This is a genomic window from Bdellovibrio sp. 22V (assembly GCF_030169785.1).
Taxonomy (GTDB): Bacteria; Bdellovibrionota; Bdellovibrionia; order Bdellovibrionales; family Bdellovibrionaceae; genus Bdellovibrio.
On the sequence record NZ_CP125854.1, the window covers coordinates 1 to 24,873 of the forward strand.

The 24,873-nt window shown below is 46.9% G+C and carries 28 protein-coding genes; 14 read left to right on the top strand and 14 right to left on the bottom strand.

Annotation, left to right across the window (positions count from 1 at the left end; genetic code table 11):
* Positions 1-51 precede the first annotated feature (51 nt).
* The 6 genes from QJS83_RS00005 to QJS83_RS00030 all read left to right on the top strand — a co-directional run bounded on the left by QJS83_RS00005 (position 52) and on the right by QJS83_RS00030 (position 5,788).
* Positions 52-1,020, top strand: coding sequence for a vWA domain-containing protein (locus QJS83_RS00005; protein WP_284606750.1), 969 nt, complete (start codon positions 52-54; stop codon positions 1,018-1,020).
* Positions 1,020-2,084 carry a vWA domain-containing protein gene (locus QJS83_RS00010; RefSeq protein ID WP_284606751.1) on the top strand — a complete coding sequence of 355 codons (1,065 nt, stop codon included), beginning with the start codon at positions 1,020-1,022 and terminating at the stop codon, positions 2,082-2,084. Before QJS83_RS00005 ends, QJS83_RS00010 begins: the two co-directional genes overlap by 1 nt.
* On the top strand, positions 2,081-2,833 hold the full coding sequence (locus tag QJS83_RS00015; protein ID WP_284606752.1) for a tetratricopeptide repeat protein: 753 nt from the start codon (positions 2,081-2,083) through the stop codon (positions 2,831-2,833). Before QJS83_RS00010 ends, QJS83_RS00015 begins: the two co-directional genes overlap by 4 nt.
* A complete protein-coding gene (locus QJS83_RS00020; protein WP_284606753.1) occupies positions 2,817-4,790 on the top strand; it encodes a BatD family protein in 1,974 nt (657 codons plus the stop codon). The genes QJS83_RS00015 and QJS83_RS00020 overlap by 17 nt, the downstream gene beginning before the upstream one ends.
* A gap of 82 nt (positions 4,791-4,872) precedes the next feature.
* Positions 4,873-5,364, top strand: a complete 492-nt coding sequence (gene msrB / locus QJS83_RS00025) for a peptide-methionine (R)-S-oxide reductase MsrB (RefSeq protein ID WP_284606754.1) — start codon at positions 4,873-4,875, stop codon at positions 5,362-5,364.
* A gap of 97 nt (positions 5,365-5,461) precedes the next feature.
* A complete protein-coding gene (locus QJS83_RS00030; RefSeq protein WP_284606755.1) occupies positions 5,462-5,788 on the top strand; it encodes a hypothetical protein in 327 nt (108 codons plus the stop codon).
* Here QJS83_RS00030 and cobB read toward each other — a convergent pair whose 3' ends face one another.
* The gene (gene cobB / locus QJS83_RS00035) at positions 5,789-6,505 is read right to left on the bottom strand and encodes a Sir2 family NAD+-dependent deacetylase (protein ID WP_350159071.1); all 717 of its coding nucleotides are present in this window, start codon (positions 6,503-6,505) and stop codon (positions 5,789-5,791) included.
* Positions 6,506-6,591: 86 nt separating this feature from the next.
* Between cobB and QJS83_RS00040 the strand changes: the two genes are divergently transcribed.
* Both QJS83_RS00040 and QJS83_RS00045 read left to right on the top strand, forming a co-directional pair.
* The gene (locus tag QJS83_RS00040; protein ID WP_284606757.1) at positions 6,592-8,850 is read left to right on the top strand and encodes an aconitate hydratase; all 2,259 of its coding nucleotides are present in this window, start codon (positions 6,592-6,594) and stop codon (positions 8,848-8,850) included.
* Positions 8,851-8,980: 130 nt separating this feature from the next.
* Positions 8,981-9,466, top strand: a complete 486-nt coding sequence (locus tag QJS83_RS00045; RefSeq protein ID WP_284606758.1) for a hypothetical protein — start codon at positions 8,981-8,983, stop codon at positions 9,464-9,466.
* A gap of 8 nt (positions 9,467-9,474) precedes the next feature.
* On the opposite strand, the gene QJS83_RS00050 is transcribed toward QJS83_RS00045, so the two are convergent.
* The 4 genes from QJS83_RS00050 to QJS83_RS00065 all read right to left on the bottom strand — a co-directional run bounded on the left by QJS83_RS00050 (position 9,475) and on the right by QJS83_RS00065 (position 13,073).
* Positions 9,475-10,275 carry a substrate-binding periplasmic protein gene (locus tag QJS83_RS00050; RefSeq protein WP_284606759.1) on the bottom strand — a complete coding sequence of 267 codons (801 nt, stop codon included), beginning with the start codon at positions 10,273-10,275 and terminating at the stop codon, positions 9,475-9,477.
* 70 nt (positions 10,276-10,345) lie between these two features.
* Positions 10,346-10,840, bottom strand: a complete 495-nt coding sequence (locus tag QJS83_RS00055; RefSeq protein WP_284606760.1) for a hypothetical protein — start codon at positions 10,838-10,840, stop codon at positions 10,346-10,348.
* A gap of 9 nt (positions 10,841-10,849) precedes the next feature.
* Complete coding sequence (locus QJS83_RS00060; RefSeq protein WP_284606761.1) at positions 10,850-12,463, bottom strand: FAD-dependent oxidoreductase; 1,614 nt, start codon at positions 12,461-12,463, stop codon at positions 10,850-10,852.
* Between the two features lie 79 nt (positions 12,464-12,542).
* Complete coding sequence (locus tag QJS83_RS00065; RefSeq protein ID WP_284606762.1) at positions 12,543-13,073, bottom strand: hypothetical protein; 531 nt, start codon at positions 13,071-13,073, stop codon at positions 12,543-12,545.
* Between the two features lie 215 nt (positions 13,074-13,288).
* Here QJS83_RS00065 and QJS83_RS00070 point away from each other — a divergent pair, with 215 nt between their 5' ends.
* Positions 13,289-13,864: an HD family phosphohydrolase gene (locus QJS83_RS00070; RefSeq protein ID WP_284606763.1), complete on the top strand. Its 576-nt coding sequence runs from the start codon at positions 13,289-13,291 to the stop codon at positions 13,862-13,864.
* On the opposite strand, the gene QJS83_RS00075 is transcribed toward QJS83_RS00070, so the two are convergent.
* On the bottom strand, positions 13,818-16,373 hold the full coding sequence (locus QJS83_RS00075) for a hybrid sensor histidine kinase/response regulator (RefSeq protein WP_284606764.1): 2,556 nt from the start codon (positions 16,371-16,373) through the stop codon (positions 13,818-13,820). The genes QJS83_RS00070 and QJS83_RS00075 overlap by 47 nt on opposite strands.
* Before the next feature lie 121 nt (positions 16,374-16,494).
* Here QJS83_RS00075 and QJS83_RS00080 point away from each other — a divergent pair, with 121 nt between their 5' ends.
* A complete protein-coding gene (locus QJS83_RS00080) occupies positions 16,495-16,902 on the top strand; it encodes an Hpt domain-containing protein (protein ID WP_284606765.1) in 408 nt (135 codons plus the stop codon).
* Here QJS83_RS00080 and QJS83_RS00085 read toward each other — a convergent pair.
* Entirely contained in the window at positions 16,899-17,600 is a 702-nt protein-coding gene (locus tag QJS83_RS00085; RefSeq protein WP_284606766.1) for a response regulator transcription factor, read from the bottom strand. The two genes, QJS83_RS00080 and QJS83_RS00085, sit on opposite strands and share 4 nt — an antisense overlap.
* 100 nt (positions 17,601-17,700) lie before the next feature.
* Here QJS83_RS00085 and QJS83_RS00090 point away from each other — a divergent pair, with 100 nt between their 5' ends.
* The 3 genes from QJS83_RS00090 to QJS83_RS00100 are packed head-to-tail and all read left to right on the top strand — an operon-like array spanning position 17,701 to position 18,897.
* A complete protein-coding gene (locus QJS83_RS00090) occupies positions 17,701-18,156 on the top strand; it encodes a DNA-binding transcriptional response regulator (protein ID WP_284606767.1) in 456 nt (151 codons plus the stop codon).
* A 17-nt stretch (positions 18,157-18,173) separates the two neighbouring features.
* Positions 18,174-18,479 (top strand): hypothetical protein, encoded by a 306-nt coding sequence (locus QJS83_RS00095; protein ID WP_284606768.1) that lies wholly within the window; start codon positions 18,174-18,176, stop codon positions 18,477-18,479.
* A gap of 22 nt (positions 18,480-18,501) precedes the next feature.
* On the top strand, positions 18,502-18,897 hold the full coding sequence (locus QJS83_RS00100; RefSeq protein ID WP_284606769.1) for a response regulator: 396 nt from the start codon (positions 18,502-18,504) through the stop codon (positions 18,895-18,897).
* 70 nt (positions 18,898-18,967) lie between these two features.
* Here the strand turns inward: QJS83_RS00100 and QJS83_RS00105 are convergent, their stop codons facing one another.
* Entirely contained in the window at positions 18,968-19,858 is an 891-nt protein-coding gene (locus QJS83_RS00105) for a hypothetical protein (RefSeq protein WP_284606770.1), read from the bottom strand.
* 52 nt (positions 19,859-19,910) lie between these two features.
* Entirely contained in the window at positions 19,911-20,558 is a 648-nt protein-coding gene (locus QJS83_RS00110) for a YiaD family glycine zipper/OmpA-like lipoprotein (RefSeq protein WP_284606771.1), read from the bottom strand.
* 164 nt (positions 20,559-20,722) lie between these two features.
* Here QJS83_RS00110 and QJS83_RS00115 point away from each other — a divergent pair, with 164 nt between their 5' ends.
* Positions 20,723-21,439, top strand: a complete 717-nt coding sequence (locus tag QJS83_RS00115; protein ID WP_284606772.1) for an SIMPL domain-containing protein — start codon at positions 20,723-20,725, stop codon at positions 21,437-21,439.
* On the opposite strand, the gene QJS83_RS00120 is transcribed toward QJS83_RS00115, so the two are convergent.
* The 5 genes from QJS83_RS00120 to nadC are packed head-to-tail and all read right to left on the bottom strand — an operon-like array spanning position 21,436 to position 24,826.
* Complete coding sequence (locus tag QJS83_RS00120) at positions 21,436-22,146, bottom strand: cell wall hydrolase (RefSeq protein ID WP_284606773.1); 711 nt, start codon at positions 22,144-22,146, stop codon at positions 21,436-21,438. The genes QJS83_RS00115 and QJS83_RS00120 overlap by 4 nt on opposite strands.
* Before the next feature lies 1 nt (position 22,147).
* Positions 22,148-22,684 carry a GyrI-like domain-containing protein gene (locus QJS83_RS00125; protein WP_284606774.1) on the bottom strand — a complete coding sequence of 179 codons (537 nt, stop codon included), beginning with the start codon at positions 22,682-22,684 and terminating at the stop codon, positions 22,148-22,150.
* 10 nt (positions 22,685-22,694) lie between these two features.
* The gene (locus QJS83_RS00130) at positions 22,695-23,243 is read right to left on the bottom strand and encodes a thioredoxin family protein (protein WP_284606775.1); all 549 of its coding nucleotides are present in this window, start codon (positions 23,241-23,243) and stop codon (positions 22,695-22,697) included.
* A 9-nt stretch (positions 23,244-23,252) separates the two neighbouring features.
* Entirely contained in the window at positions 23,253-24,002 is a 750-nt protein-coding gene (locus tag QJS83_RS00135; RefSeq protein ID WP_284606776.1) for a biotin--[acetyl-CoA-carboxylase] ligase, read from the bottom strand.
* Positions 24,002-24,826, bottom strand: a complete 825-nt coding sequence (gene nadC / locus QJS83_RS00140; RefSeq protein ID WP_284606777.1) for a carboxylating nicotinate-nucleotide diphosphorylase — start codon at positions 24,824-24,826, stop codon at positions 24,002-24,004. Before nadC ends, QJS83_RS00135 begins: the two co-directional genes overlap by 1 nt.
* Positions 24,827-24,873 lie beyond the last annotated feature (47 nt).

Consider the following 24,873-nt stretch of genomic DNA (forward strand, 5'->3'; position numbering starts at 1 on the left):
TATTTTTATTATATTATTATTTCTTTTGGGTTTTTTTGTTTTTTTGTTCCTTTGTTTTGTGGGGCGGGGGTTTTTTTTTTTAAAAAAAAAAAAAAAACGCCGACGCTGCAGTTTGGTTCTGTGGAGCTTCTTAAGACGGTAACGCCCTCACTGCGCACGCGTCTTATGCACGTGCCGACGGCTTTGAAAGCAGCGGGGTTGGTTTTCGTCATCATGGCACTGGCGCGCCCACAAACGATGAACACGAAGATCCGTAAGAATGTCGAAGGTATTGATATTGTGATTTGCCTCGACGTTTCGGATAGCATGTTGATCGAAGATATGAAGCCGCTGAATCGTTTGGAGGCGGCGAAAGAGACTATTAAACAATTTATCGAAGGCCGCAGTTCCGATCGTATCGGTCTTGTGGTTTTCGCCGGTGAGTCGTTTACATTGGTGCCGCCGACTTTGGATTACCAGTTGATTCTTCAGCGCGTGAATGAAATCACGTCTGCCTCCAGTGCGAAAATCAAAGATGGAACGGCATTGGGTGTTTCGATGGCCAATGCTGCAGGTCGCTTGAAAGATTCCCAAGCAAAAAGCCGCGTGATGATTTTTATGACGGACGGAGAGAACAACTCTGGCACGATCGATCCTGAAACAGGTCTTGAAATTGCCAAGGGTTACGGGATCAAAGTTTATTCGATCGGTATCGGTAAAGACGGGCCAACGCGCATTCCGGTGTATACGCGAGATATTTTTGGCCAGAAAATCAAAACTTATCAGCCTTTCGAAAGTGCCGTGAATGACGATCTTTTAGGAAGAATGGCGTCCGAGACCGGCGGAAAATATTATCGTGCGACGAATGAAGGCTCTCTTAAGAAAGTCTTTAACGACATTGATAGTCTCGAAAAAACGAAAATCGACGTGAATAAGTTCACCAACTACACCGAAAAATTCCCTCCGTATTTGGTGACGGGAATTATTCTTTATCTGGCGGGATTGCTCCTAGGCCGTTCTTGGTTAAGGAGGGTGCCGTAATGTTCAGATTTGAAAACATCGCCGCCTTCAATTACCTTTGGCTGATTCCGGCTATTATTGTGATCGGATTTTTCTTTGATCGTCGCTCACGCAAACAAATGCAAGAGGCGATTGGTTCGCGTCTTTATCCGTTTCTTTCAAGCTCGGTGTCTTCGAAGAAACGCAAAATCAAAACAACATTGCAGGTTTTAGCAGTGTTCTTTTTTGTTCTAGCTCTGGCACGCCCGCAAATGGGAGAAAGCCAGCAAGAAGTCAAAAGTGAAGGTGTGGAAATTATCTTCGCCGTCGACGTTTCGGAAAGTATGATGGCCGAAGATGTGAAACCGTCGCGCTTGGCGCAAGCCAAAGTGGAGCTCAGTCGTTTGATTGACCTTATGCCGGGCAATAAAGTCGGCGTGGTCGCATTCGCCGGTTCGGCAGCACTTCTTTCCCCATTAACGAATGATCCTGGCGCCATTAAAATGTATCTGGAATCTTTAGAACCAAGCTCTGTTTCCTCCCAAGGGACGAACTTTACTGATGCTTTGAAAACGGCGAAGGAAGCTTTCGAGCGCGGCGGGGTTTCAACGGATGAAGTTGTCAAAGTCACGCGTGTGATCTTGATTGCCTCTGACGGTGAAGACCACGAGCAGGGTGCTTTAGATGAAGCGCAAAAAATGGCGAAAGAAGGCATTCGCATTTTCACTTTGGCTTACGGAACTGAAAAGGGCGGCGCGATTCCTGTTCGCGACGGTATGGGTTTCCTTAAAGGTTATAAAAAAGATCGCCAGGGTCAGACCGTTCTTACGACGGTCAAAGGTGATGCGCTGAGAGCATTAGCGGAAGCAGGCCAAGGCAGTTTCTATTTCGCTACCTTTGGCGGAGATCAAACGAAATTGTTAGTTGAAGACATCAGCAAGCTCGAAAGAACACAGTTTGATTCGACCGTGGCAACCCAATACGAAGAAAGATTTCAGACGTTCTTGTTGATAGGAATAATTTTAGCTCTTCTTGAGTTGTTCTTAGGGGAACGCCGCGCCGGATTTAGATTCTGGAAAGGCCGTTACGAGGTGCCTCCATCATGATGCGTGTAACTTCAACCTCCCTGGCTGTCATTGTCTTTTTGTCTGTTGCAGGATGCGGTCCCGGTCGACCTCATTTGCAGACGTTGGAGTCGAACCGCGAAGGGAATAAAGCGCTCAAAGCTCAAAACTTCCAAACGGCGATGGATAAATATCTTGAAGCTCTTCGCCACGATCCTTTCGTAGGGCAATTGCATTTAAATTTGGGTTTGACGTTTGAAGGCGGACAACAGGCCGAAAAAGCTTTACAGTCCTACAAAGAAGCCGAAGCTTTGGCCGAGAAAGAAAAAAACGGCGAGCTTCTTTTCATGGCTCGATTCAATCGCGCGCAACTTTTGGGGAAAGCCAAAAAGATCGACGAAGCTTTGGAAGTTTATCAAAAAGCATTGGAAGTCATTCCGTCATCCAATGAAGTGAAGGTCAATATTGAACTCCTCACGCAGAACCAACAGGGACAAGGCGGCGGAGAGAATAAAGACCAACAACAGCAAGGCAATCAAGGTCAGCAACAACAGAATCAACAAGGCCAAGATCAGAAAGATCAAAAGGATCAAAAAGATCAAGAGCAGAAAGATGAACCGAAGCAGGTTCAGCAGTCGCCGAAATACAAGCCTCGTCCTTTCAAAGGACAAGAGCTTTCCGAAGGCGACGTAAAAAAGATTCTGGGAGAGCTCAAACAGCAGGAAGAAAAAATCCGTGCTGAGTACAATCGTAAAGAAGTGAAGGAGCAGCCTCGTGATAAAGACTGGTAATTTTCTGTTCTTTCTGAGTATTTTGTTTTGGACGTTTTTTGCTCAGGCGAACACGACCGTACAAACAACCGTCGATCGCAATGAAATGGGAATGGGGGACACTTTCACTTTAACAGTGGCGGTGGTTTCAACCGATGAGGTCAACATCCAAGACCCGCGTATTCCGGATTTGGACGGGTTTGATCTTTTGAATAACTGGCAATCAACGGCGGTGGCGCAAAAACTTGTGAACACGCCTTCAGGAATGCAGTTCGAAACTCAGCGCCGCAAAGAATTTCATTATATGTTGAGTCCGAAAAGACCGGGCGCCTTAAGTGTTTCGTCTTTTGAAGTCGTCGTTGATGGCAAGGTTCATCGCACGCAACCGATCGTTATCAAAGTGGGTGCGCCTGGCAGCGGAGCTCCTCCGCCAGCGAAAAAGCGTCCTGGGCAAATGCCAGGCTTCGACGATCCTTTTGAAGACATGGATAACGCGGAAGAGGAGATTTTCAATCAGCTTCTTCGGCAAAGACAGAAATTGTTGCAACAACAAATGCAACAGATGGTTCCCGATGAGCCGCAATGGCCTTCGGCAACGGGATTGCCGGAAGCCGCCTTTCGCAGTCTGCCGACAAATCCGAATGAAGCATTTTTTATTTCCGTTGAAGTGGACAAGACCGAAGTTTACGAAGGCGAACAGGTCACTGTGAACTGGTATATCTATACGCGCGGTCAGATGGAAACTTTAGATCGTTTGAAGTTTCCAAGTTTGAAAGGTTTTTGGAAAGAGATCATCGAAGAAGTTCCTTCCATTCAGTTCAGCGAAGAGATCGTCAACGGTGTTCCTTGGAAAAAAGCTCTTTTAGCATCGCACGCTCTTTTCCCGATTAAACCGGGGACAGCGACGATTGATGAATACAAAATCAAATCGCGCGTGCGTTTGCCGGCGCAGGGTTTTGGTTTTTACGGCCGCCCTTATGAATACACGAAAAGTTCAGCGCGTGTTCCGATCAAGGTGAAACCTTTGCCGGTGGAAGGTCGCCCTTCCGACTTCACGGGAGCCGTTGGACAATTTGAACTTCATTCAAGCGTTGAGCATCAATCCGTTCCGGTGAATCAGCCGTTCAGTTTTCGCGTGCGTTTTGAAGGTGCGGGAAATGCCAAGCTGATTGATCTGCCGGCGATGACATTGCCGGCGGGTCTTGAACAATACGACACGAAATCGGAATCGAAGTTTTTTAAAAATGGTCGCAGCTATAAAGAATTCGAAGTTCTTTTGATTCCTCGACAAGAGGGTGAAATGACCATTCCCGCTTTGAATGTCAGCATGTTTGATCCGCAAACCAGCAAGTATTACACAAGAACGGCGCCCGCAATCACCCTGAAAGTCGTGAACAATCCGAATGCTCCGGTGGGATCTTCTTCGCGTCTGGCCGATGTTAAAAAAGCTGCGGAACCTAAAGTGGTGGAAAATCGTTTGCCAGATCCGATCATGACATGGCAGCCGGCGGCGGAAGCCAGCGTTGTCTATCGTCCGTGGTTTTGGGCTTTGATTTACGCGAGCGTTTTAGCAGGTCTTCTGGTGAAAGCTCAGCGCATGTTTGGCTGGGGACGCCGTCGCCGCACTTTGAAAGAGCTTGTGCAAAAACGTTACAAAGTCGTTGATGCGGCCCTTGCAAAACAAGACTATCGCAAAGTGGGCGTTGAAATGACCAATATCTTCTACACCGTCCTTGGCGAAGTTGCGGGCGCGGGCGGCGCTTCACTAGAAATTACAAGGCTTCTTGAGATGGTCCCGCCAAGCTTGCGTCGCGATCACGGAACGGACATCGCGCAAACCTTTGAGATCTTCCAAACCATGAGCTTCGCACCCGAAGAAATGTTGGGCTCTTTGAAAACACCGGCAGTCATGAGAACCAACGTCGAACACGGTAAAAAAGTGATCAGTGACGTCATCGCCGCCGGTGAAGTCGAGTAAGCATTCTAAGGCATTGATAATCGACACTGGACCTGAACGGGTTCTCTTTCGAGGAGTATGATGAGGCGAGAAGGGAGGACTTATGAAGGACTTCCATGATTTTCATCGACCTTCGCAGTCGGAATTAAAAAGCAAACTCTCGCCCTTGCAATACGAAGTCACACAGATGGAAGGGACCGAGCGTCCTTTCAACAATAAATACTGGGATAACAAGGAACCTGGAATCTATGTTGATATCGTTTCAGGAGAACCGCTTTTTAGTTCGAAAGATAAATACGATTCGGGAACGGGTTGGCCTAGTTTTACGAAGCCTTTGAATCCTGAATTTATCATCACCCAATTGGATCGCACGCTGTCTTTACCTCGCACGGAAGTGCGCAGTAAACACGGGGATAATCACCTGGGTCACATTTTCAACGATGGCCCCTCGCCTTCAGGGAAACGGTACTGCATGAACTCAGCGGCCCTGCGTTTTATTCCTGTGAAAGATCTTGAAAAAGAAGGTTATGGCGAGTTCTTGCGGCTTTTTCAAGAGCAAGAAGGGGAGCCGGAAGCTGGAGCGCCGGGCTATTGATTCTCAATGCATTTTCGATTTCCTGTTTTTTTGAAATTGCATTGGAATTTGCGAAAGAAGCCTTTAAGTTTCCTCCGATTTTTAAAAGGAGAAAACAATGCGCTTCATTCTTGCATCTTTGACTTTGATTCTTTCAACGACAGCTTTTGCTCAGCAAGACAACTGTCAAAAATACGCAACGAAAAATCGTTACATGACGGCGATTAAAACGGTGGCGGCTCACGTAGAATATTCCATCGACGAGCTTTGCACATTGCCAAAAGTTTTGGATATCGAAGCGCAACCTTCGCGCGTGATCACACCAAAAGGGGATGTGATTCCTCACGTGCGCGTACAACTTCATATGGCATACGAAAGCTGCTTGTACATGGTTCGTGACGCCGACCAGGTCATCACTTCCAGCCGTTGCTACTCTGGTTGGTAATCACTCCTCCGAGCTGAAGAACTCTTTGATGAAACGTGGGACTTCGCTGGAAGCGGGGCCCACGTAGTGTTCGCTGAAGGCCGAAGAGATTTCGGTGTCTTTGAGATTGATTTCTATTTTCTTAGCTTTCCAGGCCAGGCGCACGAAACCGGCAGCGGGGTAAACATTGCCGCTGGTCCCGATTGAAATAAAATAATCGGCCTTTTCCAAGGCCTCATAGATTTCCTCCATGTGATGGGGCATCTCGCCGAACCACACGATGTCGGGGCGAACGCCTCCCGTGCGCCCACAATTTAAGCATTTCTGATCTACGTCGAGGTCTAAAAGCCATTCATAGTGTTCGTCACAATAGAGGCAAAAAACTTTGTCGAGGCGGCCGTGCATATGGCGCAGGTTCTTTGAGCCCGCGCGGCGGTGCAGGTTATCCACGTTTTGGGTCACGAGAAGAAAGTGGCCTTCCCACTTTTTCTCCAACTCTGCCAGCGCTAAATGGGCGGGATTTGGTTGAATTTTCGGGTCTTGCAGTTGGGCCCGTCTCAGGTTGTAAAAGCGCTGAACCAGAGCGGGATTGCGGGCGAAGGCCTCGGGGGTGGCGACATCTTCGATTCGATGCTCCTCCCAAAGTCCATCTTGGTCGCGAAACGTGCGAATGCCGCTCTCTGCAGAGATCCCCGCACCTGTGAGAATCACTATGTTCTTAAAAAGCCTTAAGTCCATTTATGCCTCGCACAAACCTGTGGAAACGTTGAGCTTTCAACTGATTTTCATTAGGATGGGGCGTTCTTCAAAGAAAGGCAATTACAATGGCTTCTAAAATCGAAACGTCACCTGAAATGGTGCAGAACGTTTACAAGAAGACAGCAGAAAGATTGGCTGTCGTTCGCAATCGTTTGAACCGCCCTTTGACTTTGGCGGAGAAAATTTTGTTCGGTCACTTGGATGATCCACAAAATCAAGAATTGGTTCGTGGTGAGAGCTTTCTTCTTCTCAGACCAGACCGTGTGGCGATGCAAGATGCGACTGCACAAATGGCTTTATTGCAATTCATGCTTGCTGGAAAAGACGAAGCAGCCGTTCCTTCAACAGTTCACTGCGATCACTTGATCCAAGCTTACAAAGGCAAAGACGCCGACATGAACGCTTCGAACATCTCGAACAAAGAGGTTTTCGAATTCTTGGCGACAACGTCTTCTCGTTACAACATCGGCTTCTGGAGACCTGGCGCCGGTATCATTCATCAAGTTATTCTAGAAAACTACGCTTTCCCGGGCGGTTTGATGATCGGGACAGACTCTCACACTCCGAATGCGGGTGGTTTGGGTATGTGTGCAGTAGGTGTTGGTGGATCTGACGCTTCTGACGTGATGGTAGGACTTCCTTGGGAAGTTAAAAATCCAAAATTGATCGGCGTTCACTTGAAAGGAAAACTTTCCGGTTGGGCTTCTGCCAAAGACGTGATCTTGAAACTTTGCGGAATGCTAACTGTAAAAGGTGGTACGGATAAAATCGTTGAGTACTTCGGTGAAGGCACTCACTCCATCTCTTGTACTGGTAAAGCGACAATCACAAACATGGGCGCTGAATTGGGCGCGACATGCTCTGTATTCCCTTACGATGACAGAATGGCAGCCTACTTGAAATCCACAGGCCGTGACGAGTTGGCGAAGATCGCCGACGGTCACAAAGACATCTTGTCTGCGGATGCGGACGTTGTTGCAAATCCTGGCAAATACTTCGACGAAGTTTACGAAATCGATTTGTCCGCTTTGGAACCTCACCTTGTAGGTCCTCACACTCCAGACTTGGCTCGTCCGATTTCTGCTTTGAAGAAAGAAGCGGCTGAAAAAGGTTACACTTTGAAGATCTCTTCAGCGTTGATCGGTTCTTGCACGAACTCTTCTTACGAAGATATCGGCCGTGCGGCTTTCGTCGCGAAACAAGCGATGGAAATCGGCGTGAAAATGAATCAGCCGTTCCTTGTGTCTCCGGGCTCTACACAGATCCAAAAGACTATTGAACGGGACGGTCAAATGTTGACGTTCAACGAAGTCGGCGCGACAGTTCTTGCGAACGCTTGCGGTCCTTGCATCGGTCAATGGAAACGTGACGACGTAAAAACAGGCGAGAAAAATACAATCGTAACTTCTTTCAACCGTAACTTCCGCGCTCGTAACGACGCGAACCCAGAGACACTGGCGTTCATCGGATCTCCCGAGATCGTAATGGCGTTGGGTCTTGCGGGCCGTTTGGACTTCAACCCTGCCACAGACGAGTTGGAAGGACCAAAAGGTAAAATCAAATTGCAAGCTCCCGTCGCACCGGAACTTCCTGCTCAAGGTTTTATCCCTGATACAGAAGGTTACCAAAAGCCAGCGGGTGCTCAGGCGCAAGTGGCTGTCAGCCCGACGTCAGAGCGTTTGCAACTTCTTTCTCCGTTCACAAAATGGGATGGTAAGGACTTCGTCGACAATCTCGTGCTTGCAAAAGCAAAAGGCAAATGTACGACAGACCATATCTCTCCGGGCGGTAAGTGGTTGAACTACCGTGGTCACTTGGACAACATCTCTAACAATATGTTGTTGGGCGCAGACAATGCGTTCACAGGTGAAATCGGTAAAGGTAAAAACTTGTTGGACGGAACAACAGCGGAATTCGCTCAGGTCGCTCGTGCTTACCAAAAAGCGAAAAAAGGCTGGGTGATCATCGGTGATGAAAACTACGGTGAAGGTTCTTCTCGTGAGCACGCGGCAATGTCGCCAAGATTCTTGGGCTGTACTGCGGTTATCACGAAATCATTTGCTCGTATCCACGAGACCAACTTGAAGAAACAAGGTGTTCTAGCTTTGACTTTCGTAAATCCAAAAGACTACGACAAGATCCAAGAAGAAGATCATGTCAGCCTTGTAGATCTTAAAGATCTAGCTCCAGGCAAAAACGTGAAAATGAACATCAAACACAAAGATGGTTCAACAGAGTCTATCGAGTTGAAACACACGTACAACGCGGAACAGTTGAAATGGTTCCGTGCGGGAAGTGCGTTGAACTTGATTCGCGGACTTTAATCTATAAATTGAAATCCGTTTTCCAAAAAAGAAGCCATGGTCGTAAAGCCATGGCTTTCTTTTTTTTTCAGTTTCTTGGCTGGACGTCTCTTTTACTTTGGCCGAAATTCTGCCATATTCTAAAGAACCCATGGCATTGCAACTTTCATTCAGTATCAGCGATAAATGCACGACCATTCTGCTTAAGGGCAGTTTGAATGAATACTCGTCGGCTCTCGACGGTGTTGAGGTTAATCCCAATTTTGATTTGAACATTGATCTTAAAGATCTGACAGCGATCAACTCGTTGGGGATCCGCAATTTTCAGAACTGGATCCATCGGATCAAATGCGCGAAGCTGAGACTGTTTTATTGCCCGCGCGCTTTTGTGAATCAGCTGAACTTGGTTGAGGGGTTTCTTCCCGATAAGGCAGAAATCGAAAGCTTCTTTGTGCCGTATTATTCCGAGCGCACAGGGGAGGACGCCAAAGTTCTCTTCACTAAATTCCTCGAATACAAAAAAGTCGACGGTAAAATTCAACTAAAAATTCCCGAAATGTTTGATTCCCAAGATCAAAAAATGGAATTGGACGTTTTCAAAGATCAGTACTTCCGTTTCCTGGATAAATATTACTAAAGACTTCTTTAGGGCCGGAGGGGCTTCGATGGTGTTCGAGCCGGCGCCGGCGCATTGACCGGAGTGCTTAAAGTCAGCTTGTACTTCTCACAAACTGTTTGCAGAAAATTATTTTTACGAAGCTCTTCAAGGTGCGAATTGATTCTTCGAACTTGCGCCATGGCGACAGATTTTTTCGAGAAGACGATGCTGTAATAGGTTTCTTCCCCCAGCTTAGGAACTTCAACCAACGCGCTTTTCGTTTTTTCAATCCAAGCCAAAGCCACGTCGCGATTGGCGTAGACTGCCGAATAGTTTTTATTTTCAGCTTTTCGCAAAGTGACGGTGACTGAAGTCTCCGGAAGAATTTTAAATTTTTTGTCGGTGAACTCGTGCACGCGCTGTAAGCTGACTTCGGTCATCGAAGGCGAGATCACGCCGATAGACATTCCCGCCAGATCATCATAGCTTTTTATTTTCCGTACTTTTTCAGGTAAGCCAAAAAAAGAATACCCCGTTTTAAAGACCTTATCGCTGTAAAACAAAGCGGACTCGCGCTGCGGGGAGGGGCCTAAAGGACATCCGATGTCGGCCTCTCCGGATTTCAGACGAGAGAGGGCTTCTCGCAGGTTCACGATTTTGAATTTGCAGGAAGCCTCTTCCATTTGACAAATTTTTTGAAGAATTTCGTAACAGGCGCCCTGAATCCCTTCAGAGCCTGACTTAAAATAATAGGGCTCATAGTCAAAACCCACAACATTGTATGCATTCACTGAGAATGGAAAGAGCGCGCAGAAAATGAAAAGAGCCAAAGAGCTGCGTCTGTGCATGAACTCAGACTAGCCGACGCGAGTTGTATGTTTGAGTTACGGCGTCCCTGCTTGCGAAAAAACAGATGTGTTATAAGTTGTTAAAAAAATACTTCGGCCCGATCGTGAGCCAGACGAAAAAGGCGATGGAATTAAAAAGAATCGCCCACAAAAGTCGGTTGCGGCTGACACGACTTAATGGCTGTTCTGTTTTAAGGACACGGTAGCCTTGCGCCATAGAATACAAATTGCAAAGAACCGGAATAAAAACACAGCCCAGAATCGCATTCAGAAGAGCTTTCTTTGCCAAAGCTTGTGTTGCTTCCAAAGGCTCTTCGCTGACGATTTGCAAACGAGGCGTCTCTTTATTCTCGAGAGCTTGCGACGCCTCCATGTACTCGTATTCTGGAATTTCTAAAGTGAGTTTGCCAAGAAGCTGACCGAAGTGGGGAGCCACACCGCGAGTTTGTTCGTCGCGAACGCGGGGGTGAAGACCGTGCGATTCCAAATAGGATTTAATGACCTGGGCTTCCCCAAAGTCGGCACAATCCATCAGAAAGACATATCCCGATTTATTTTCGTTCATCTCTGAAGATTACTTCAAAGACGATACGGCTTCAAGAGCTGCTTGGTGTGAAGCCTCAAAACACGGTGTCATCCAGTTATCCTGATTCGCGAAATGAATTCGTGTGCCTACCGGAGCTGCGGCCGCTTTTGCCGTGCCTTCGACGATCATTCCCGCGCGTGAAATCGGCAGCGCGTGCCCCCAACGAGTCATGCGAATGCCGTGAATGTCGTTTTGTGAAAGCTTCATCGCTTCTAAAACAGGTTGGATGTCTTGCAAGTACTTCGTTTTGTATTTGTCGTGCGAAACCGGGTTGAACAAAAACTGACGGGCACCATCGTAAGCAATACCGTGGTAAAGAGTCAGCACGCCATGCTGAGTTTGATCTTGCTGGCCCCAAGTGCCGAAGCAGATGTCCGTGAAACTGCGATCACCTCTGTTCATTGGCGTTGGTGAAGGCGGGACTTTGCCTTGCAGGCAATAAAGTTCGTAGCTGGGGCTTTGAATTGGATTTTTTGTGATGATGTTTCCGACCAAGTAAGCGCGATACGGCAGCATATGAACGATGTCGGCTTGCTCTTTCGGCATTTCAGGAAGCAGACGGCGAGCCACAAACTTCGGGCACGCCATAATCACGTTGTTAGCGCGGATCTTTTTAAGAGCGCCCATGCCGTCTTCGTACACCACCGTCACAGAATCGCCTTCGTGTTTTACGCGCAAAACCATGCAACCGGAGCGAAGCGAATTGTCTCCGCTCACAGAGCGGATTTTTTGCGCCATCTTGTGCGCGACGTAAGCGTTTCCGCCCGGGTAAGCGAGAAGAGCGCCAGTTTCAGAAGAAATAAAACCGAGATATTGGAATGCCGAAAGCTCATCCGTCGAACCGCAGAAAGAACTCCAGCCGTACAATTGCATGTATTCACGAAGATGCGGGTGAAGATCGCCGAACTCTTTCGTGATCCATTCATCCACCGTCAACTTGTCATATTCTTTGGCGAAGTCGCCCTCGAAGCTAAAGTCCGCTTCGTTGTAGATCTCTACCAAGCGCTTATGAAGTTTTTTGAAATCGTTTTCTTTACCAGGAGAAGTGCGGCCTTCCCAGAAAGGTTTTGTGAAAGTCTTGTTGTAAAAAACGGTCGTGTCTTCACCGGACTCTTTACGAGCTTTCCCCCAAATGCCAAGGTCGCGAAGAATATTCGCAAGATCGGATTTTTCATCGGGCTCTGCAAGATAGGCAGCGCCGATAGAGTAACAAGCGTCTTTATAGAGTTCGCCTTTGGTATTTCCACCAAGGCGCGTATCTTGTTCAAGCAGTGCGAACTTCTTTCCGCGCAAATAATAAGCGGCGCAAAGACCCGCGATACCGCCGCCAACGACAACGACGTCAAGCTCTTCCGTGACTTTAGGCTCTCCGCCTTTTTTCTCAAGGTAACCGTCGATATTCCAAAGAATGTCGTGCGGGCGGTCGATGTTGTCGCCGTTGAAATCAAGACTGTTTGGCTCATCCGCGGAAACTTTTGCAATTGGCAAATCGTCTGTGAGTTTCGAAGAAACCCATTGCGATCCTTGCGCCAAGGATTTTGCAGGAAGAGTTGATAGAGCTGCGAGGGAAACACCGGTCTTTAAAAAATCACGTCTTTGCATGGCGTCTAAATAAGAGTTTCCCTAAAAAAGCACAAGAGGAGACTCGGGGTCTCCTCTTGTTGAGAACAAATTGAGATTCTTAGTGCGGCTGAACAGAGTCGTCGCATGAAGGCACCGTGTAAGTTTTTCTAAAGAGATACTCGAGACGGTCGTTCTTGTTGGCAAAGAGATGGCGGTACACAGGAATGCTGACCGTAAGAGGATAAGACCCTCTAACCACGACGTCTTTACAAATGCGCTGATTCGTATTCCAGAAGCAGTCCTCGACAGTGTGTTTGTAATTGATCGGCGTGGAAAGATATTGACGGTCCACTTCAACAACTTCCTGGCGGTCACCGTAAGTGCGTGTTTCCGTAATGCCAACAGGCTTGAGTGTTCGCAAGCGATCTCCGTCAACACACACGAACATGTAGTCAATCGAACGGCCCATATAAACCGTCGGAGCTTTCGGTTGCAGAATTGGGTTACGCAGAATCTCGTCCCACGACATATCAGAAGAATAAGCGCGAGAATAATTGTGCACGTAAGCGTGAGGGCCTTCGTCAGAAGCGGAGGCAGAAACTGCGGAAAAAGAAGCCATGGCTAACAAAAGAGTCAAAAGTCGTTTCATTGTAAAATTCTCCTAAAATAGTAAAAAGATTTTTGTCTTCTCTATGCGCAAAGAGAGCGGGCCTACTATTGAGTGCAACAAGACAAGGGCTCAAGTTACCGTCCCGTAAATGGCTGGCTTCGTGAGGATAACTGTTCAGGAAAATTCCACCTAACGCCTTGTTTCACGAAGAAAAGGCATGAAACTCCCAGCATCTTCATGTACTCAGTCCAACCATGAAATTGGAAATGCCCCTGCTCACAGAAAAATTGAACAAGCCTGAAATTATCGAGAAATCCTGGGTGATCACTCTTTCAGGTAAACGTTTTAGTATTCTTAATCCAGATCCGGATGCGGTGAAGATTGAAGACATCGCTTGTGCATTGGCTCGTCAGGCTCGTTTTAACGGGCACACGCGTTTCTTTTATAGCGTGGGTCAACATTCTTGCCTGGGTGCGGAAGTATCTCCGACGAAAGAGATCGGTTTGCACATGCTCTTTCATGATGCGACAGAGGCGTATATTGGCGATCTTGTTTCGCCGGTTAAGGCTTTGCTGCCAGATTTTGAAATTATCGAGTCACGCATTCATTGGGCCATTTCGCAAAAATTCAATCTTGAGTTTCCTCTTCCTAAAGTCGTGAAACAGATCGACCGTCGTTTGCTCGCTACAGAAGTGCGCGACTTAATCACGAAAGATTTAAAATCTTGGAATATCGGCGAAGAAGAGCCGTTTGATTTCCCGATCATTCCTTGGCCGCCGGAAGTTACGGAAGCTCGCTTCCTTGAGATCGCACGAAATCTTTTGAAATAGCTGTCGTCAGCGAATCCATCAGCGTGCTTTTGCGGATGGGTTTTGTAAGGAAGCTGAGGCCGGGAATGGTCTCTGCCTTCTTCATCGTTTCTTCCAAGGCATCCGCCGTTACAAGCAGTATCGGTCTTTGTGGCAGGCCCTTTTCGCTTTCATACGCGCGCACTCGCTCTGCCGCTTCAAAGCCGTCCATAACAGGCATGCGCACGTCAAGAATCAGAACGTCGCAAGGATTCTTCATATAGCTCTGTAAAGCTTCTTCTCCATTCATGGTGTAGTGAACGGACCAGCTTTTTCCTTCAAAGTAAGCTTTGTAGAGTTCTTGATTTCCCATGTCGTCGTCCGCGACCAGAACATTGAGTTCGTTCGGAATATTTGATCGAACAGAAGTGCCATCCGCAGCCACAGGATCTTTATGCTCTTTTCTATGCGGGCGTTTACCCAGAAAGCCAGAGGCCGTTAAAACTTCACTTAAAAGCAGGGGAGAAGATTCAATCACCGGCGCCGACAGCCCCGGGTATTTTTCCAAGAGCTCTTCTTTGTGTCCTAAGAAGATCATATTCCCCGCATGCGCCAGTTTTTTTATGTCCGCTTTCGAAAATTCCGAGCCGATTGTATCAAGCAGGTACCAGCGATTTTTGCTTGTCTCCGCCGGAGGAACTTCAGACACGCTTGGGATTTGAGTGAAAACGACCGACGAATGCATTGAAAGAGGTTTCGTTGATTTTTCCAAAAGCATGTCGGAAGAGATCAGAATAAATTCGCGCATGGCACTGTCAGGCGGGCGATAATATTCAATGGAGTGACTCGGATCCAGCACCTCAATATCCAGATCGACTTGGAAGAGCGACCCTTTTTTGGGAACGGACTGAACACTCAAGCGACCTTCGAGTTTGCGCACAAGCTCTTTCACGATAGCTAAGCCCAGACCGACGCCACCTTCAGAAAAGGCATAAGAATTTTCCACCTGAAAGAAGGCATCGAAAATCTTTTGGAGTTTGTCATGTTGAATTCCGATGCCGGTATCTTCTACTTCAAAACGCAGCGTTTGGATATTTTCAGTCAGAGATCTCAACACCGAGGCACGCAGTGTGACGTGGCCTTCGCTGGTGTACTTACAGGCATTGCGAAGTAGGTTGAGCAAGATTTGGCGAAGGCGACTGGGATCACACTTCACAAGCGTCGGAAGATTAAAATCGAATTCCACGTAAAGGCGTAAATTCTTTTTCGCACAATCGCGGCCGGAAATTTTTGCGACATCGGAAAGGAAGTGCAGAAGATGAAAGTTTCGCGGCTGTAATTGAATTTCATTAGTTTCTGATTTCGCAAGATCCAAAAGGTCTTCAATCATCGAAAGCAAATGATTTCCCGATGAACGCATGCTGCTCAGATAATCGCGAAGTTTCCTGTCGGTATCTTTTTCTTCGCAAAGATCAATCATCCCTAGAATAAGATTTAGCGGTGTGCGGATTTCGTGACTGATATTGCCCAGAAAGCGGGTTTTTGTGATAAGCGCTTCTTGCAGCTCCTGGTGGATTTTCTCCAGATCGTGCGTCTTATCAATGACCATACGACTGACGACTCTGTTTTGTGTGACAAGCACCCAGAAAAGATAAGAAATAATCAGAGTGATAAAGACGCTTAGAAGTCCCGTAATTAAAGAGGGCTTAATGCGATCGCCGTCCTGAATGTAGTTAAAGTGAAACTGAACTTTCAGAGCCGCTTGTTCCGGATCGCCAAGACTCAGGGTTTGTAAAGCGGGGCCATCGGCGTCGGCCGTTTTTCTGCTGCTGGCTTTAATTGTCTTCTTTGCGCCGTCAGAGGCCACCGTCCACGCAAAGCCGGTTTTGCTGTCTTCGATATCAATCGTTTCCGAAGGACGCAGATCTGTTTTTTCAAAAAGGGCAATCAAAGGCGCTGTAAATACAAAAAATATTTTTCCATGCGCGCGCGATTGCAAAATATAAGTGATCAGCGGCGTTCCATTGTGTTCATGAAGAACCGCCTGACTGTAACCTTTGTGAACAAAAAGTTCTTCGATGGAAGCGCGGATCTCGCGACTCATCGAATTTTCTTTAACAAGGGGGAGGGACGATGTCGGTGTTTTGATCTGCGATATCATTTTAAGTTTGATATCGCCGTTGGAGCGCCATGAAATCAGCTGAACAATCGAAAACTTTTGAAAGATAGTGTAGGGAAGTGACTGCGCCAATACGGCGCTGTCTTTCTTATAATCGCTAGGCCGTGTGCCTAAGTACTCTTCATAAGACTGAATGCGCAGAATGCTATTGGAAATCAAGAGATCCAAGGACTGCAGATATTCTTTGGATTTTTTAAAAGACTCGGCCCGCTGATCGCTGATTTCGCGCTCATGCATCTTACTGTAAATATATTGAGACAGTGACAGGCCAAGGACAAACGTCAGAATGGGAATGAATAAAAAAGCTTTAGAGCCCTTTTTAAAAGCATTCTGTGCCAAAATGAATAACTTTTTGAGATCGAACGTTTTCATTAGATCCATACTGAAGAAGGCCTGTGGATTCAATGTTAATTGGGTTTGAAGGTTTCTTCAAACCAATTTAAATTCAGTACATAATGGAGGCGATAGCGTCTGCTTTAAAAGGAGAATAAATATGGAAGCGGAAAAAGATTTGGCAGATGTACGCAGTCGTCTTCTTAGTATGGAGGATTTTGATGCGCATGCCTTTGATCACTTACTGGAAGACACGACGCCGACGACGGTTTTGCGAATTCTTGCGCGATTCAGCCAGACGCTTCACGAAAGTATTCCCGCTTTGGAGCACAGCAAAGACGCCGGCGAAGTGGAGCCGATCTGGAAAACATCCCACAAGCTGGCGGGGTCCGCGGCGATGCTGGGTTTCAAAGGTTTCGGAGAAAAGTCCAAGAAATTAAGCTTTCAGCTGCGCGGTTCTTTTGCGTTGAATTTACATTCCGAAGAGCTTCACGGTTATATGCGAGAAGCCCGAGAATTGTCGAACCATTTGGATAAGATTTTTTCCAACAAGAATACCTATCTCTAGGTTGTCTTCACAGTTGCCTTATAACCGGCGCTCAAGACAGTCTCTACTTTGACGGAGCTCTCGTTGATTTTCTTACGTAAATGACTGACGTGAGCATCCACAGTCCGCTCCGTCACGTATTTGCCAACGCCCCAAACCTGATCAATCAGCTGTTCACGGCTGTAAACCTGACCGGGATGGGTGCAAAGAATTTTGAGAATTTTAAATTCGAAAGGCGTGAGTTCGATCTGCACGATTCCTTTTTGCGTTGAGTGATGCTCAACGCACATTCTGTTGGAATCGATAAAGAGATCTCCTAATTGGATTTGCGAAGCATTTTGCGCATAAGCTTGCGACGTTCGTAACCGAGCATCCACGCGAGCGCGCAATTCGCTGGAGTTAGGCGGTTTGGAAATATAATCATCCGCGCCGATTCCGAAGGCCGCGACTTTGCTGATCACGTCGTCGTCGGTGCTGAGAACAATGATAGGAATGTTTTTATTTTTAAAAGCGTCTTTTAATTCCGGCAGGATTTTCATGCCATTTCCGTCAGGCAGCGAAATATCCAGAAGAATAAGATCAAAACTTTCTCGACCGGTTTGAATCAATTTAAAAGCATCATTAATAGACTCCGCCTGAGTCAAAGAGTGATTCTTCAGGACGGAAGTCAAATATATAAAAAACTCAGTGCTGTCTTCGACGCACAGTATTTTAGCCATATAGGAAATTTAAGCAGTGTTTTGCGATTTCATCAAACCATTTTAGCGCCAAAAGCAAAAGCGGCTTTTCATGATGATCTCAGTGGTGAGGAGGTTGTCTATGGAGACAGTTTTAGAAAATAAGAACGAAATGCAGAACTTTTTTACGGGTGCGTTGAATACGACAGCCCCCTATAAATTTTTGGTCGTGGAAGATGATGAGTCGCAATGGCCACTTTGGGAAAATATTATTAAGACGACGTTTCCCAATTCAGAAGTGGATTATCAGCCGACCGAAGCCGGAGCGGAAGCTTTGCTTCGTCATTCTTTCCATGTCGAACAGCCTTATGATGTGGTGATTTCAGATATCTTTTTGGAAGGTGATGAAACAGGAATCGACTTGTGGACTCGCTTTGGTGAAGTTTCGGGACACTTCGTGTTTGTCAGTAGCATGACCTTAGGAAGTTTCGATTCCATCATCAATAACATCCGCACGTCTTCGTCGATTTTACCGGTGTACTTGCAAAAGCCCCTCTCGTCGCGTCTTTGCAAGGAAGTTATTAAAAGCCTTCTCTAAAATAAAGGAGCACGTTTATGACCCATGTTGAAATTAAAAATGAAGAAATGACCCCGACAGATAAAACCCAGTTCTTGATTGCCTGTGGTCGGTCTCTTGAAAAGGTGACCGCCTCGGCTCCTTCAGACAGTCTTGTGAATATGGTCGTTGATTATGATGGCGACGACTACTTTGTCAGCTTTGACCTGATTTCCGGAGACCTTTCCTTCACAGCTGTTGGAACGGCAAGAAGTCCTTTTGTTGCGCTGGAAAAAGCCAATAAAGACTCTATGGATCGTATCAGTAAATGGACTTTGTCGCGCAAGATAGAAACCGCTTCTTAATGAACGTCAGGCAAGGAAGCTTATGAAAAATAGAGTTTTGATCGTTGAGGATGATTTGGCGCTCAGACCCCTTTGGGAGTTCGTACTGCTTAAGCAGTTTACGGAATATCACCTGGATTGGGCGATGAGCGCGGAAGAAGCCAAACAAATGCTCTCTGCTTCCATCAAATTCGATGCTCCGTACGCTTTGATTGTAACGGATTTCTTTTTGATGGGAGTGGAGACAGGACTGGATGTTCTTCGCCACGCCGCCCGCGGTTTTCACCACTGTCCTATTATTCTGGTGTCGCAAGTCGATGAGGATATTTTACGGCGTGTTTACGGTGAAGCCCTTGAAGATATGCTTGTGCTCACCAAGCCTGTGTCGGCTTCCCAGTGTGGCGGGGCTCTAGATAAGTTTTTCTCTGTGGATAAATAAAACTGGTCCCTTTAATTGTAGGCAGAGACTCACCCTCGCAAAGGCTGTGATTGGTTTGCTCCTCAGTGAATTATCTCGCTGGATTGTGAATCAAGAACAGGTTGTGATAAAGAGCGTACATCGCTAGATGCAGACTTAATCTTTCCGGCTTTTTTGTCGTATTCCAAGTCCTTCGAAAGATCCGATTTACGCTGGCTCGAAACATGGCATAGGAATGATTTAAACTAAAAAGAGGATCATATCCTCCGCCTTTAAGCTCTCCTTGCCCAACTACGCAGCCTCTTTGTCCTTTGTATGCTTTATGACGGCATTTGGGAAAAAATCGCGCGACATCCGGAAGATAGTGCGGATTTTCATCGGATTTTATAAGAGCATTTTCGCAAACATAAGGTCTTAATTCTTTAAAAAGCTCAATTCGCTTACTTTTACGCTCGTCTTTTCGACGGCCATATTTTTTAAGAGATCGTTTTACAAGGAGTCCTTTTGCCGGCATCCGTGCAACTTTAAAACCTATTATCCTTCTTGAACCAGTTTCTATGGCAGCAATAACGGACAAAGGCTTAAGCTTGCTATGCTCAAAAGTTTCAAGATCATCAAATTCAATTTCGGTAGATACGGGATACCTTTTTCGGTCTTCGAGCAAATAATGATAAGAAGCTAGTCCTAAGAAGATAAATTTCCGAATCACGGTTTTGCGATTTACTCTAAAGATAAAAGCCGCACGTCGCTGCGAAACTCCACTCACAAAAACTTCAAAAAGCCTGGGGTTCAGATGTCTTTTTCGTTGGCGGTAACAAGGACTGAAAGTAGCCAGAGAAAAATGCTTTTTACACGGTTTACAGAAATATCGACTTTGACGGGTTTGATCGCTTTGGCGAAGAAAACTTCCGTGAGAAACGATAATATCACGAGATTCGGAAGAGGAGTTTTGTTGATGGCAATAAGGACAAGCAAGAGACATAATGGCAAGGGATTAGGCAAAGCCCTTGCCATCAACAATTAAAGGATCCAGTTTAAGATTTCTTAGGAACTTTGGATTCGTCGACAGTGATTTCAATTTCCACGCGACGATTTTTAGCGCGAGCTTCTTTTGTTTTCGCTGGATCCACAGGGTTCATAGAGCCCATACCGATGGCTGTGACAGTTCCTGCTGGAATACCTGCCGCCACAAGCTGTCTGCGAACAGCATCCGCGCGATGTTGAGAAAGTGGGTTGTTCACAACAGCCGCACCTGTATCGTCTGTGTAACCTTTGATCGTCAGTACGTTCTCTGGATACTTCTTCATGATCGCAGCCAGCTCATTGATGTTCGTCGCTGCCGCCGGTTTCAAATCAGATTTGCCTGTGTCGAAAAGAATGTCGCTTTTCAATTTCGTGATAAGGCCTTGTTCTGTTCTTTTTGTTTCAGCGATTTTCGCCAATTCCTTTGCTTGTTGATCCATGCGATGCCCGACAGCGCCGCCGAGACCCGCACCGATAGCAGCACCAATCAAAGCGCCTTCGTTGCGTTTGCCTGTTTGATGCCCGATCACTGCACCTGCAAGACCGCCGATCGCCGCGCCAATACCTGCGCCTTTTGCCGTGTTAGGGTTTTCTTTAGTTGATGCACAGCCTGCAGATAAAATCGCCGCAGCTGTTCCGATAAGAATTAGCTTCTTCATGAAGACTCCTTGTTAAAGAGTTTTATTATCGAGACATCTTCTTCCGAAGCGCAAGATTGGAGTCGGCGCGTCCATCCTAAGTCGGGGCGTTAGTTTGAAACTTCGTTTACCTGCCGGGGTGAATGGTTTACGCTTTTCCGAGTGAACCTTGGAAAGGACATCTTATGAAAAGAATTTTAGGATCGGTTCTAGTGGCAATCTCTCTTTTGGCTAGCGGGGCCCATGCGGAAGACAAGTTGATCGTCGTCAACGGTGTCGCGGAAAAATCACTCGACCCCAATATGGTTCACTTGAACGTGGAAGTTTGGAGCAAAGCTGCAACGGCCAAACAGGCCCAACAATTGGCAGCAAATCAATTTAAAGCCGTTAAAAAAAGTTTCGATGATTTTAAAATCAAAAAAGAAGACATCCAAACCGAGAACTATGCTCTGAATCCCGAATACGAGTACGAACAAAAAACCGGTCGCAATAAAATGATCGGCTTCCGCGTAAGCCAAAGTCTGGTGGTCACTCTTCGTAAGGTCGAGGACGCGGGCGCTTTCCTGGATTCTTTGGTCACAGAAAAGAAGGCAATGGATTCAGGTGTCAACGTCAACAACCTGACTTGGGACTCTGACAAAAGAAATCAAGTCGAAACAGCGGCGCTCGGCGATGCGGTTCGCGCAGCGAAAATGAAAGCGGAAGAAATCGCAAAAGCGGCGGGTGTGAAAGTGAAAGGCGTTTCGCGTATCAGTCACATGACGTCTAATAACAATCCACCATCGCCGGTCTTTCGTAATTTCGGAATGAAGTCGGCAGTCATGGAGGCGGCTTCAACAGATGTAGCTCCAGGGCAAATCAAAGTGCGCGTTGAAGTGACAGCTGAGTACGATATCAACTAATAAGCGAAAAACTGAACGCATTCGTTGCTGAATGCGTTCCCGTCAATCTTGACGCCTTTCAGATAAGCTTTTTGGGCTTTTCGTTTTGTCAGGTCGGCCCACGCCACAGGCGGCTGAGTGGCCTGCGAACTTTGCGGATAATAAAAATGTGTTGGTGCTTTTGTGAAAGGACTTTTCTTTCCTTCCACAAGAATTTTGTTAGCGGCACTTGTTGCATGCTGCCAATACGTTTTCCATTTCGGATGTTCTGTCGGGCAGAGGAAGAGTTTCGAGTAAGATGATTTCTTAGAAACCGCCGGATTGAATTGCGCTTTCTTAAAAATCACGCCGCGATAGCCTTTGCCAAAACTTTGTGCGTAACGAGGATTTTTCGCTGCCAGCTCGACCCGGCTGTGCACGCCCCAGGCAATGCTTTCATAAACGGAGGCGCCGTATTTCGCGCATTTTTCCATGTTTGTGGAAATACCTTCAGCGAAAGTCAGTCGCGCCAGAAGTTCAAAATCCGTCAGTTTGTTTTTTTCCACAATGGCTTCATTCGACTCATCCCCGGCGCGCTTCAGACACGTTGGAGACTGCAGAATCGTGTTCATGGCCATTTTAGAAAGACCTTCGTTGCTGGTGCTGCAAGGAAGGCAAGAAGCGTCGTTGGCTTGCGCCGAAAAGCTGATGACAACAAAACCAAGCAGAGAGCCAACGAACTTCTTCATTCTATTGCACCGGGAATAAATATGTTGTGGTCATAGCGCTTTTCTCTGTGATCGAGTGAATCTCGTAGATTTCAATCACAGCACCTTCTTGTTTCAAGTTACGCTCAAGCATGTAGTCGTTCACGCGCGGATAGACTTTCAAGGGGCCAATGCCCGGGGAACCCGTGAAAACCGCGACCACATATTTTTTTGCAGGAATTTCGCCCGCGTGAAGGTTTTCCGGAAGGTTCGCAGGAACTGTTTCCACGATGCAGCCGACTTTCGAGCGAAGGCGCGCTTCTTCCACTGTTTGCGGATCATCCAAATATTCACCAAAAGTACGGCCGCAAGGTGCACCCTGAGATTGCATGTACTTTTCAACCTGTTCGATCACCTTGTTCACTTTGTGATAAGGACCGACATGTTCAATAAAAACTGTTTTAAAAGGCCCTTGCGAGGATTCGCTGATGTCCACGCCTTTAAAAGCGCCCAGATAAGTGGCCAAGAAGACCCCGAAAGAAATCAACATCACACCGATAAACAACAATACGTACTTCATAATATTCATATTAAATCCACTTGATTGAGCAGCCCATAGAAGGCGTTTGATCTTCAGAGAGTTTTTCTCCGTTATTTAATTTTTTAACAGCTTCGAAAAGCTCACGTTTCGTGACTTTGTTTTCGTCTTTCCAAGAATCGTCCAGGCGACCGCGGTAGGAAAGTTTGTGATCTTTGTCATAAACAAAGAAATCCGGCGTGCAAACGGCGCCAAAGGCTTTTGCCACATCCTGCGTTTTATCCTGCAGATAAATGAAAGGATATTTTTTTTCCTCAGCGCGTTTTTTCAGATTTTCAAAAGAGTCTTCCGGATAAGTGACTTCATCATTGGCGCAAATCGCGACCACGGGAACATTCATCTTTTGCAAATCGTGACCTAACTGAATCAGGCGGTCTTCAACCGCTTTCACGTAAGGACAGTGATTGCAGATAAACATCACAACCAAAGGCGATCCTTTGGGGAAATTCTTAAGACCATACGACTTTCCGTCGACACCCAGCAGGTTGAAATCGGGGCAGTCATTACCGATGTCTGGAAAAGGAGTGAATGTCGTTGCCATAGAACCTCCTTACAAATCCATCCAGCTGATTTTTTTATCGCCAATATGCAGGCTGCCATCGGCTTCCAATCCTGTGTACTTTTCTTTCAACAGGGGATGAAAGTTGAGCGCCATCAAAAGAGAAAGCTGGTCCGTAGGGCTGAGTTGTTCCTCGCAATGAGAAACGGCATCTGTCAATTCAAACAGAAAACGATCCAAGAAAGCGAGATAGTCCTGACCTAAAAGCGGAACACCTGTCGGCAAAGACTCAATCAAGCTGGTCGCTGTTTCAAGTTCCGGCGACGCCGTGACGTTAAAGCCGAAGCCCACGATCAAGCGCACGTCATCACCTTGCACCAAGGTCTCAAGCAAAATGCCGGCGACTTTTTTATCACCAATGTAAATATCATTCGGAGCTTTAAGATTCCAGGGCAGGAACGGCCACGTTGCCGTGCAAGCTCTATAGACCGCCAAGCCTACCAGGCATGCCGTCGTTGGCTGCGGTTTTACACTTAACAAGAAAGACCAGGAAGAAAGAAGTGAGCTGCCTGGTTGCGCATCCAACCATGTGTTTTTTCCGCGCCCACGGCCCGCTGTTTGATGATCGGTCAGATACAGACATAAAGACTCTTGCAAAAGATTTTCTTCAAACGCTTCGCTTTTCGCCAAAGCATTGGTGCTGTCTTGTTGCGATTTATAAGAAACAAAAAGATGGTTGTTCTCCGCCCATTGCGAAGTGATTTGCCCGATGCGAATATCCGCCAAAGGAGTGTCTGTCATTAGTCCTCCCACTGAAATACAAGGCTGACGTCCGCGCAGGGAGCCGAGTGAGTCAAAGCGCCGACAGAAATATAATTCACGCCGATCTCTGCGACAGAGCGAACTCTTTGTAGGTTCATATTGCCGCTGGCTTCGGTTTCGATTTCCGCCGGGATCATCGCCAAGGCTTTCTTAAGTGTCTCATTATCCATATTGTCGAGAAGAAGACGTTGCGCCTTCATTTCAACGGCCTCTTTGACTTCTTCTAAAGTGCGAGCTTCAACTTCAATAGGCAATTGGCTGTGCTCACGAACGCGCGTGATAGCTTGTTTGATGCCGCCCATAACGGAAATGTGATTGTCTTTAATCAAGATAGCATCACTGAGATTCATGCGGTGATTGACGCCGCCACCGTGAACGACGGCTTTCTTTTCCAGTTCACGAAAGGCTGGAGTCGTCTTGCGCGTATCGAGAATTTTTGTTTTTGTTCCCGCGATCTCTTTCACGAAGCGACGCGTGTGTGTCGCAATCCCGGACAAGTGACCCAAGAAATTCAGAGCGACACGCTCGGCTTTCAGGATTTGTACAAGGTCGCCTTCAATCGTGCAGATGATTTGATTTTTTAGAACTTCGTCGCCTTCTTCGAAATGCCACTTCACGCGGGCGCTTGGCTCTAAGGCTTGCATGGATTGTTCAAAAGCCATCGCGCCAGATAAAACGATGTCTTCCTTGGCTTTCAAGCGGGCGCGACCGGGACGAGGTTTAAGAGCTAAAGATTCTGTCGTAACATCGCCGTGAGGCATGTCTTCTTTGATGGCAGCGCGAATGAGTTCAAGCAACGTCATTTCTGTAGACCTCTTTCACAAGCACGTTCGCGCTTGTGAGGCCCGGC

Excerpts from the sequence above, each read along its gene's own strand:
- QJS83_RS00010 (WP_284606751.1), top strand. The coding sequence starts at position 1,020 with ATGTTCAGATTTGAAAACATCGCCGCCTTCAATTACCTTTGGCTGATT.
- QJS83_RS00015 (WP_284606752.1), top strand. The coding sequence starts at position 2,081 with ATGATGCGTGTAACTTCAACCTCCCTGGCTGTCATTGTCTTTTTGTCT.
- msrB (WP_284606754.1), top strand. The coding sequence starts at position 4,873 with ATGAAGGACTTCCATGATTTTCATCGACCTTCGCAGTCGGAATTAAAA.
- QJS83_RS00030 (WP_284606755.1), top strand. The coding sequence starts at position 5,462 with ATGCGCTTCATTCTTGCATCTTTGACTTTGATTCTTTCAACGACAGCT.
- cobB (WP_350159071.1), bottom strand. The coding sequence starts at position 6,505 with ATGGACTTAAGGCTTTTTAAGAACATAGTGATTCTCACAGGTGCGGGG.
- QJS83_RS00040 (WP_284606757.1), top strand. The coding sequence starts at position 6,592 with ATGGCTTCTAAAATCGAAACGTCACCTGAAATGGTGCAGAACGTTTAC.
- QJS83_RS00045 (WP_284606758.1), top strand. The coding sequence starts at position 8,981 with ATGGCATTGCAACTTTCATTCAGTATCAGCGATAAATGCACGACCATT.
- QJS83_RS00050 (WP_284606759.1), bottom strand. The coding sequence starts at position 10,275 with ATGCACAGACGCAGCTCTTTGGCTCTTTTCATTTTCTGCGCGCTCTTT.
- QJS83_RS00055 (WP_284606760.1), bottom strand. The coding sequence starts at position 10,840 with ATGAACGAAAATAAATCGGGATATGTCTTTCTGATGGATTGTGCCGAC.
- QJS83_RS00060 (WP_284606761.1), bottom strand. The coding sequence starts at position 12,463 with ATGCAAAGACGTGATTTTTTAAAGACCGGTGTTTCCCTCGCAGCTCTA.
- QJS83_RS00065 (WP_284606762.1), bottom strand. The coding sequence starts at position 13,073 with ATGAAACGACTTTTGACTCTTTTGTTAGCCATGGCTTCTTTTTCCGCA.
- QJS83_RS00070 (WP_284606763.1), top strand. The coding sequence starts at position 13,289 with ATGAAATTGGAAATGCCCCTGCTCACAGAAAAATTGAACAAGCCTGAA.
- QJS83_RS00075 (WP_284606764.1), bottom strand. The coding sequence starts at position 16,373 with ATGAAAACGTTCGATCTCAAAAAGTTATTCATTTTGGCACAGAATGCT.
- QJS83_RS00080 (WP_284606765.1), top strand. The coding sequence starts at position 16,495 with ATGGAAGCGGAAAAAGATTTGGCAGATGTACGCAGTCGTCTTCTTAGT.
- QJS83_RS00085 (WP_284606766.1), bottom strand. The coding sequence starts at position 17,600 with ATGGCTAAAATACTGTGCGTCGAAGACAGCACTGAGTTTTTTATATAT.
- QJS83_RS00090 (WP_284606767.1), top strand. The coding sequence starts at position 17,701 with ATGGAGACAGTTTTAGAAAATAAGAACGAAATGCAGAACTTTTTTACG.
- QJS83_RS00095 (WP_284606768.1), top strand. The coding sequence starts at position 18,174 with ATGACCCATGTTGAAATTAAAAATGAAGAAATGACCCCGACAGATAAA.
- QJS83_RS00100 (WP_284606769.1), top strand. The coding sequence starts at position 18,502 with ATGAAAAATAGAGTTTTGATCGTTGAGGATGATTTGGCGCTCAGACCC.
- QJS83_RS00105 (WP_284606770.1), bottom strand. The coding sequence starts at position 19,858 with ATGTCTCTTGCTTGTCCTTATTGCCATCAACAAAACTCCTCTTCCGAA.
- QJS83_RS00110 (WP_284606771.1), bottom strand. The coding sequence starts at position 20,558 with ATGAAGAAGCTAATTCTTATCGGAACAGCTGCGGCGATTTTATCTGCA.
- QJS83_RS00115 (WP_284606772.1), top strand. The coding sequence starts at position 20,723 with ATGAAAAGAATTTTAGGATCGGTTCTAGTGGCAATCTCTCTTTTGGCT.
- QJS83_RS00120 (WP_284606773.1), bottom strand. The coding sequence starts at position 22,146 with ATGAAGAAGTTCGTTGGCTCTCTGCTTGGTTTTGTTGTCATCAGCTTT.
- QJS83_RS00125 (WP_284606774.1), bottom strand. The coding sequence starts at position 22,684 with ATGAAGTACGTATTGTTGTTTATCGGTGTGATGTTGATTTCTTTCGGG.
- QJS83_RS00130 (WP_284606775.1), bottom strand. The coding sequence starts at position 23,243 with ATGGCAACGACATTCACTCCTTTTCCAGACATCGGTAATGACTGCCCC.
- QJS83_RS00135 (WP_284606776.1), bottom strand. The coding sequence starts at position 24,002 with ATGACAGACACTCCTTTGGCGGATATTCGCATCGGGCAAATCACTTCG.
- nadC (WP_284606777.1), bottom strand. The coding sequence starts at position 24,826 with ATGACGTTGCTTGAACTCATTCGCGCTGCCATCAAAGAAGACATGCCT.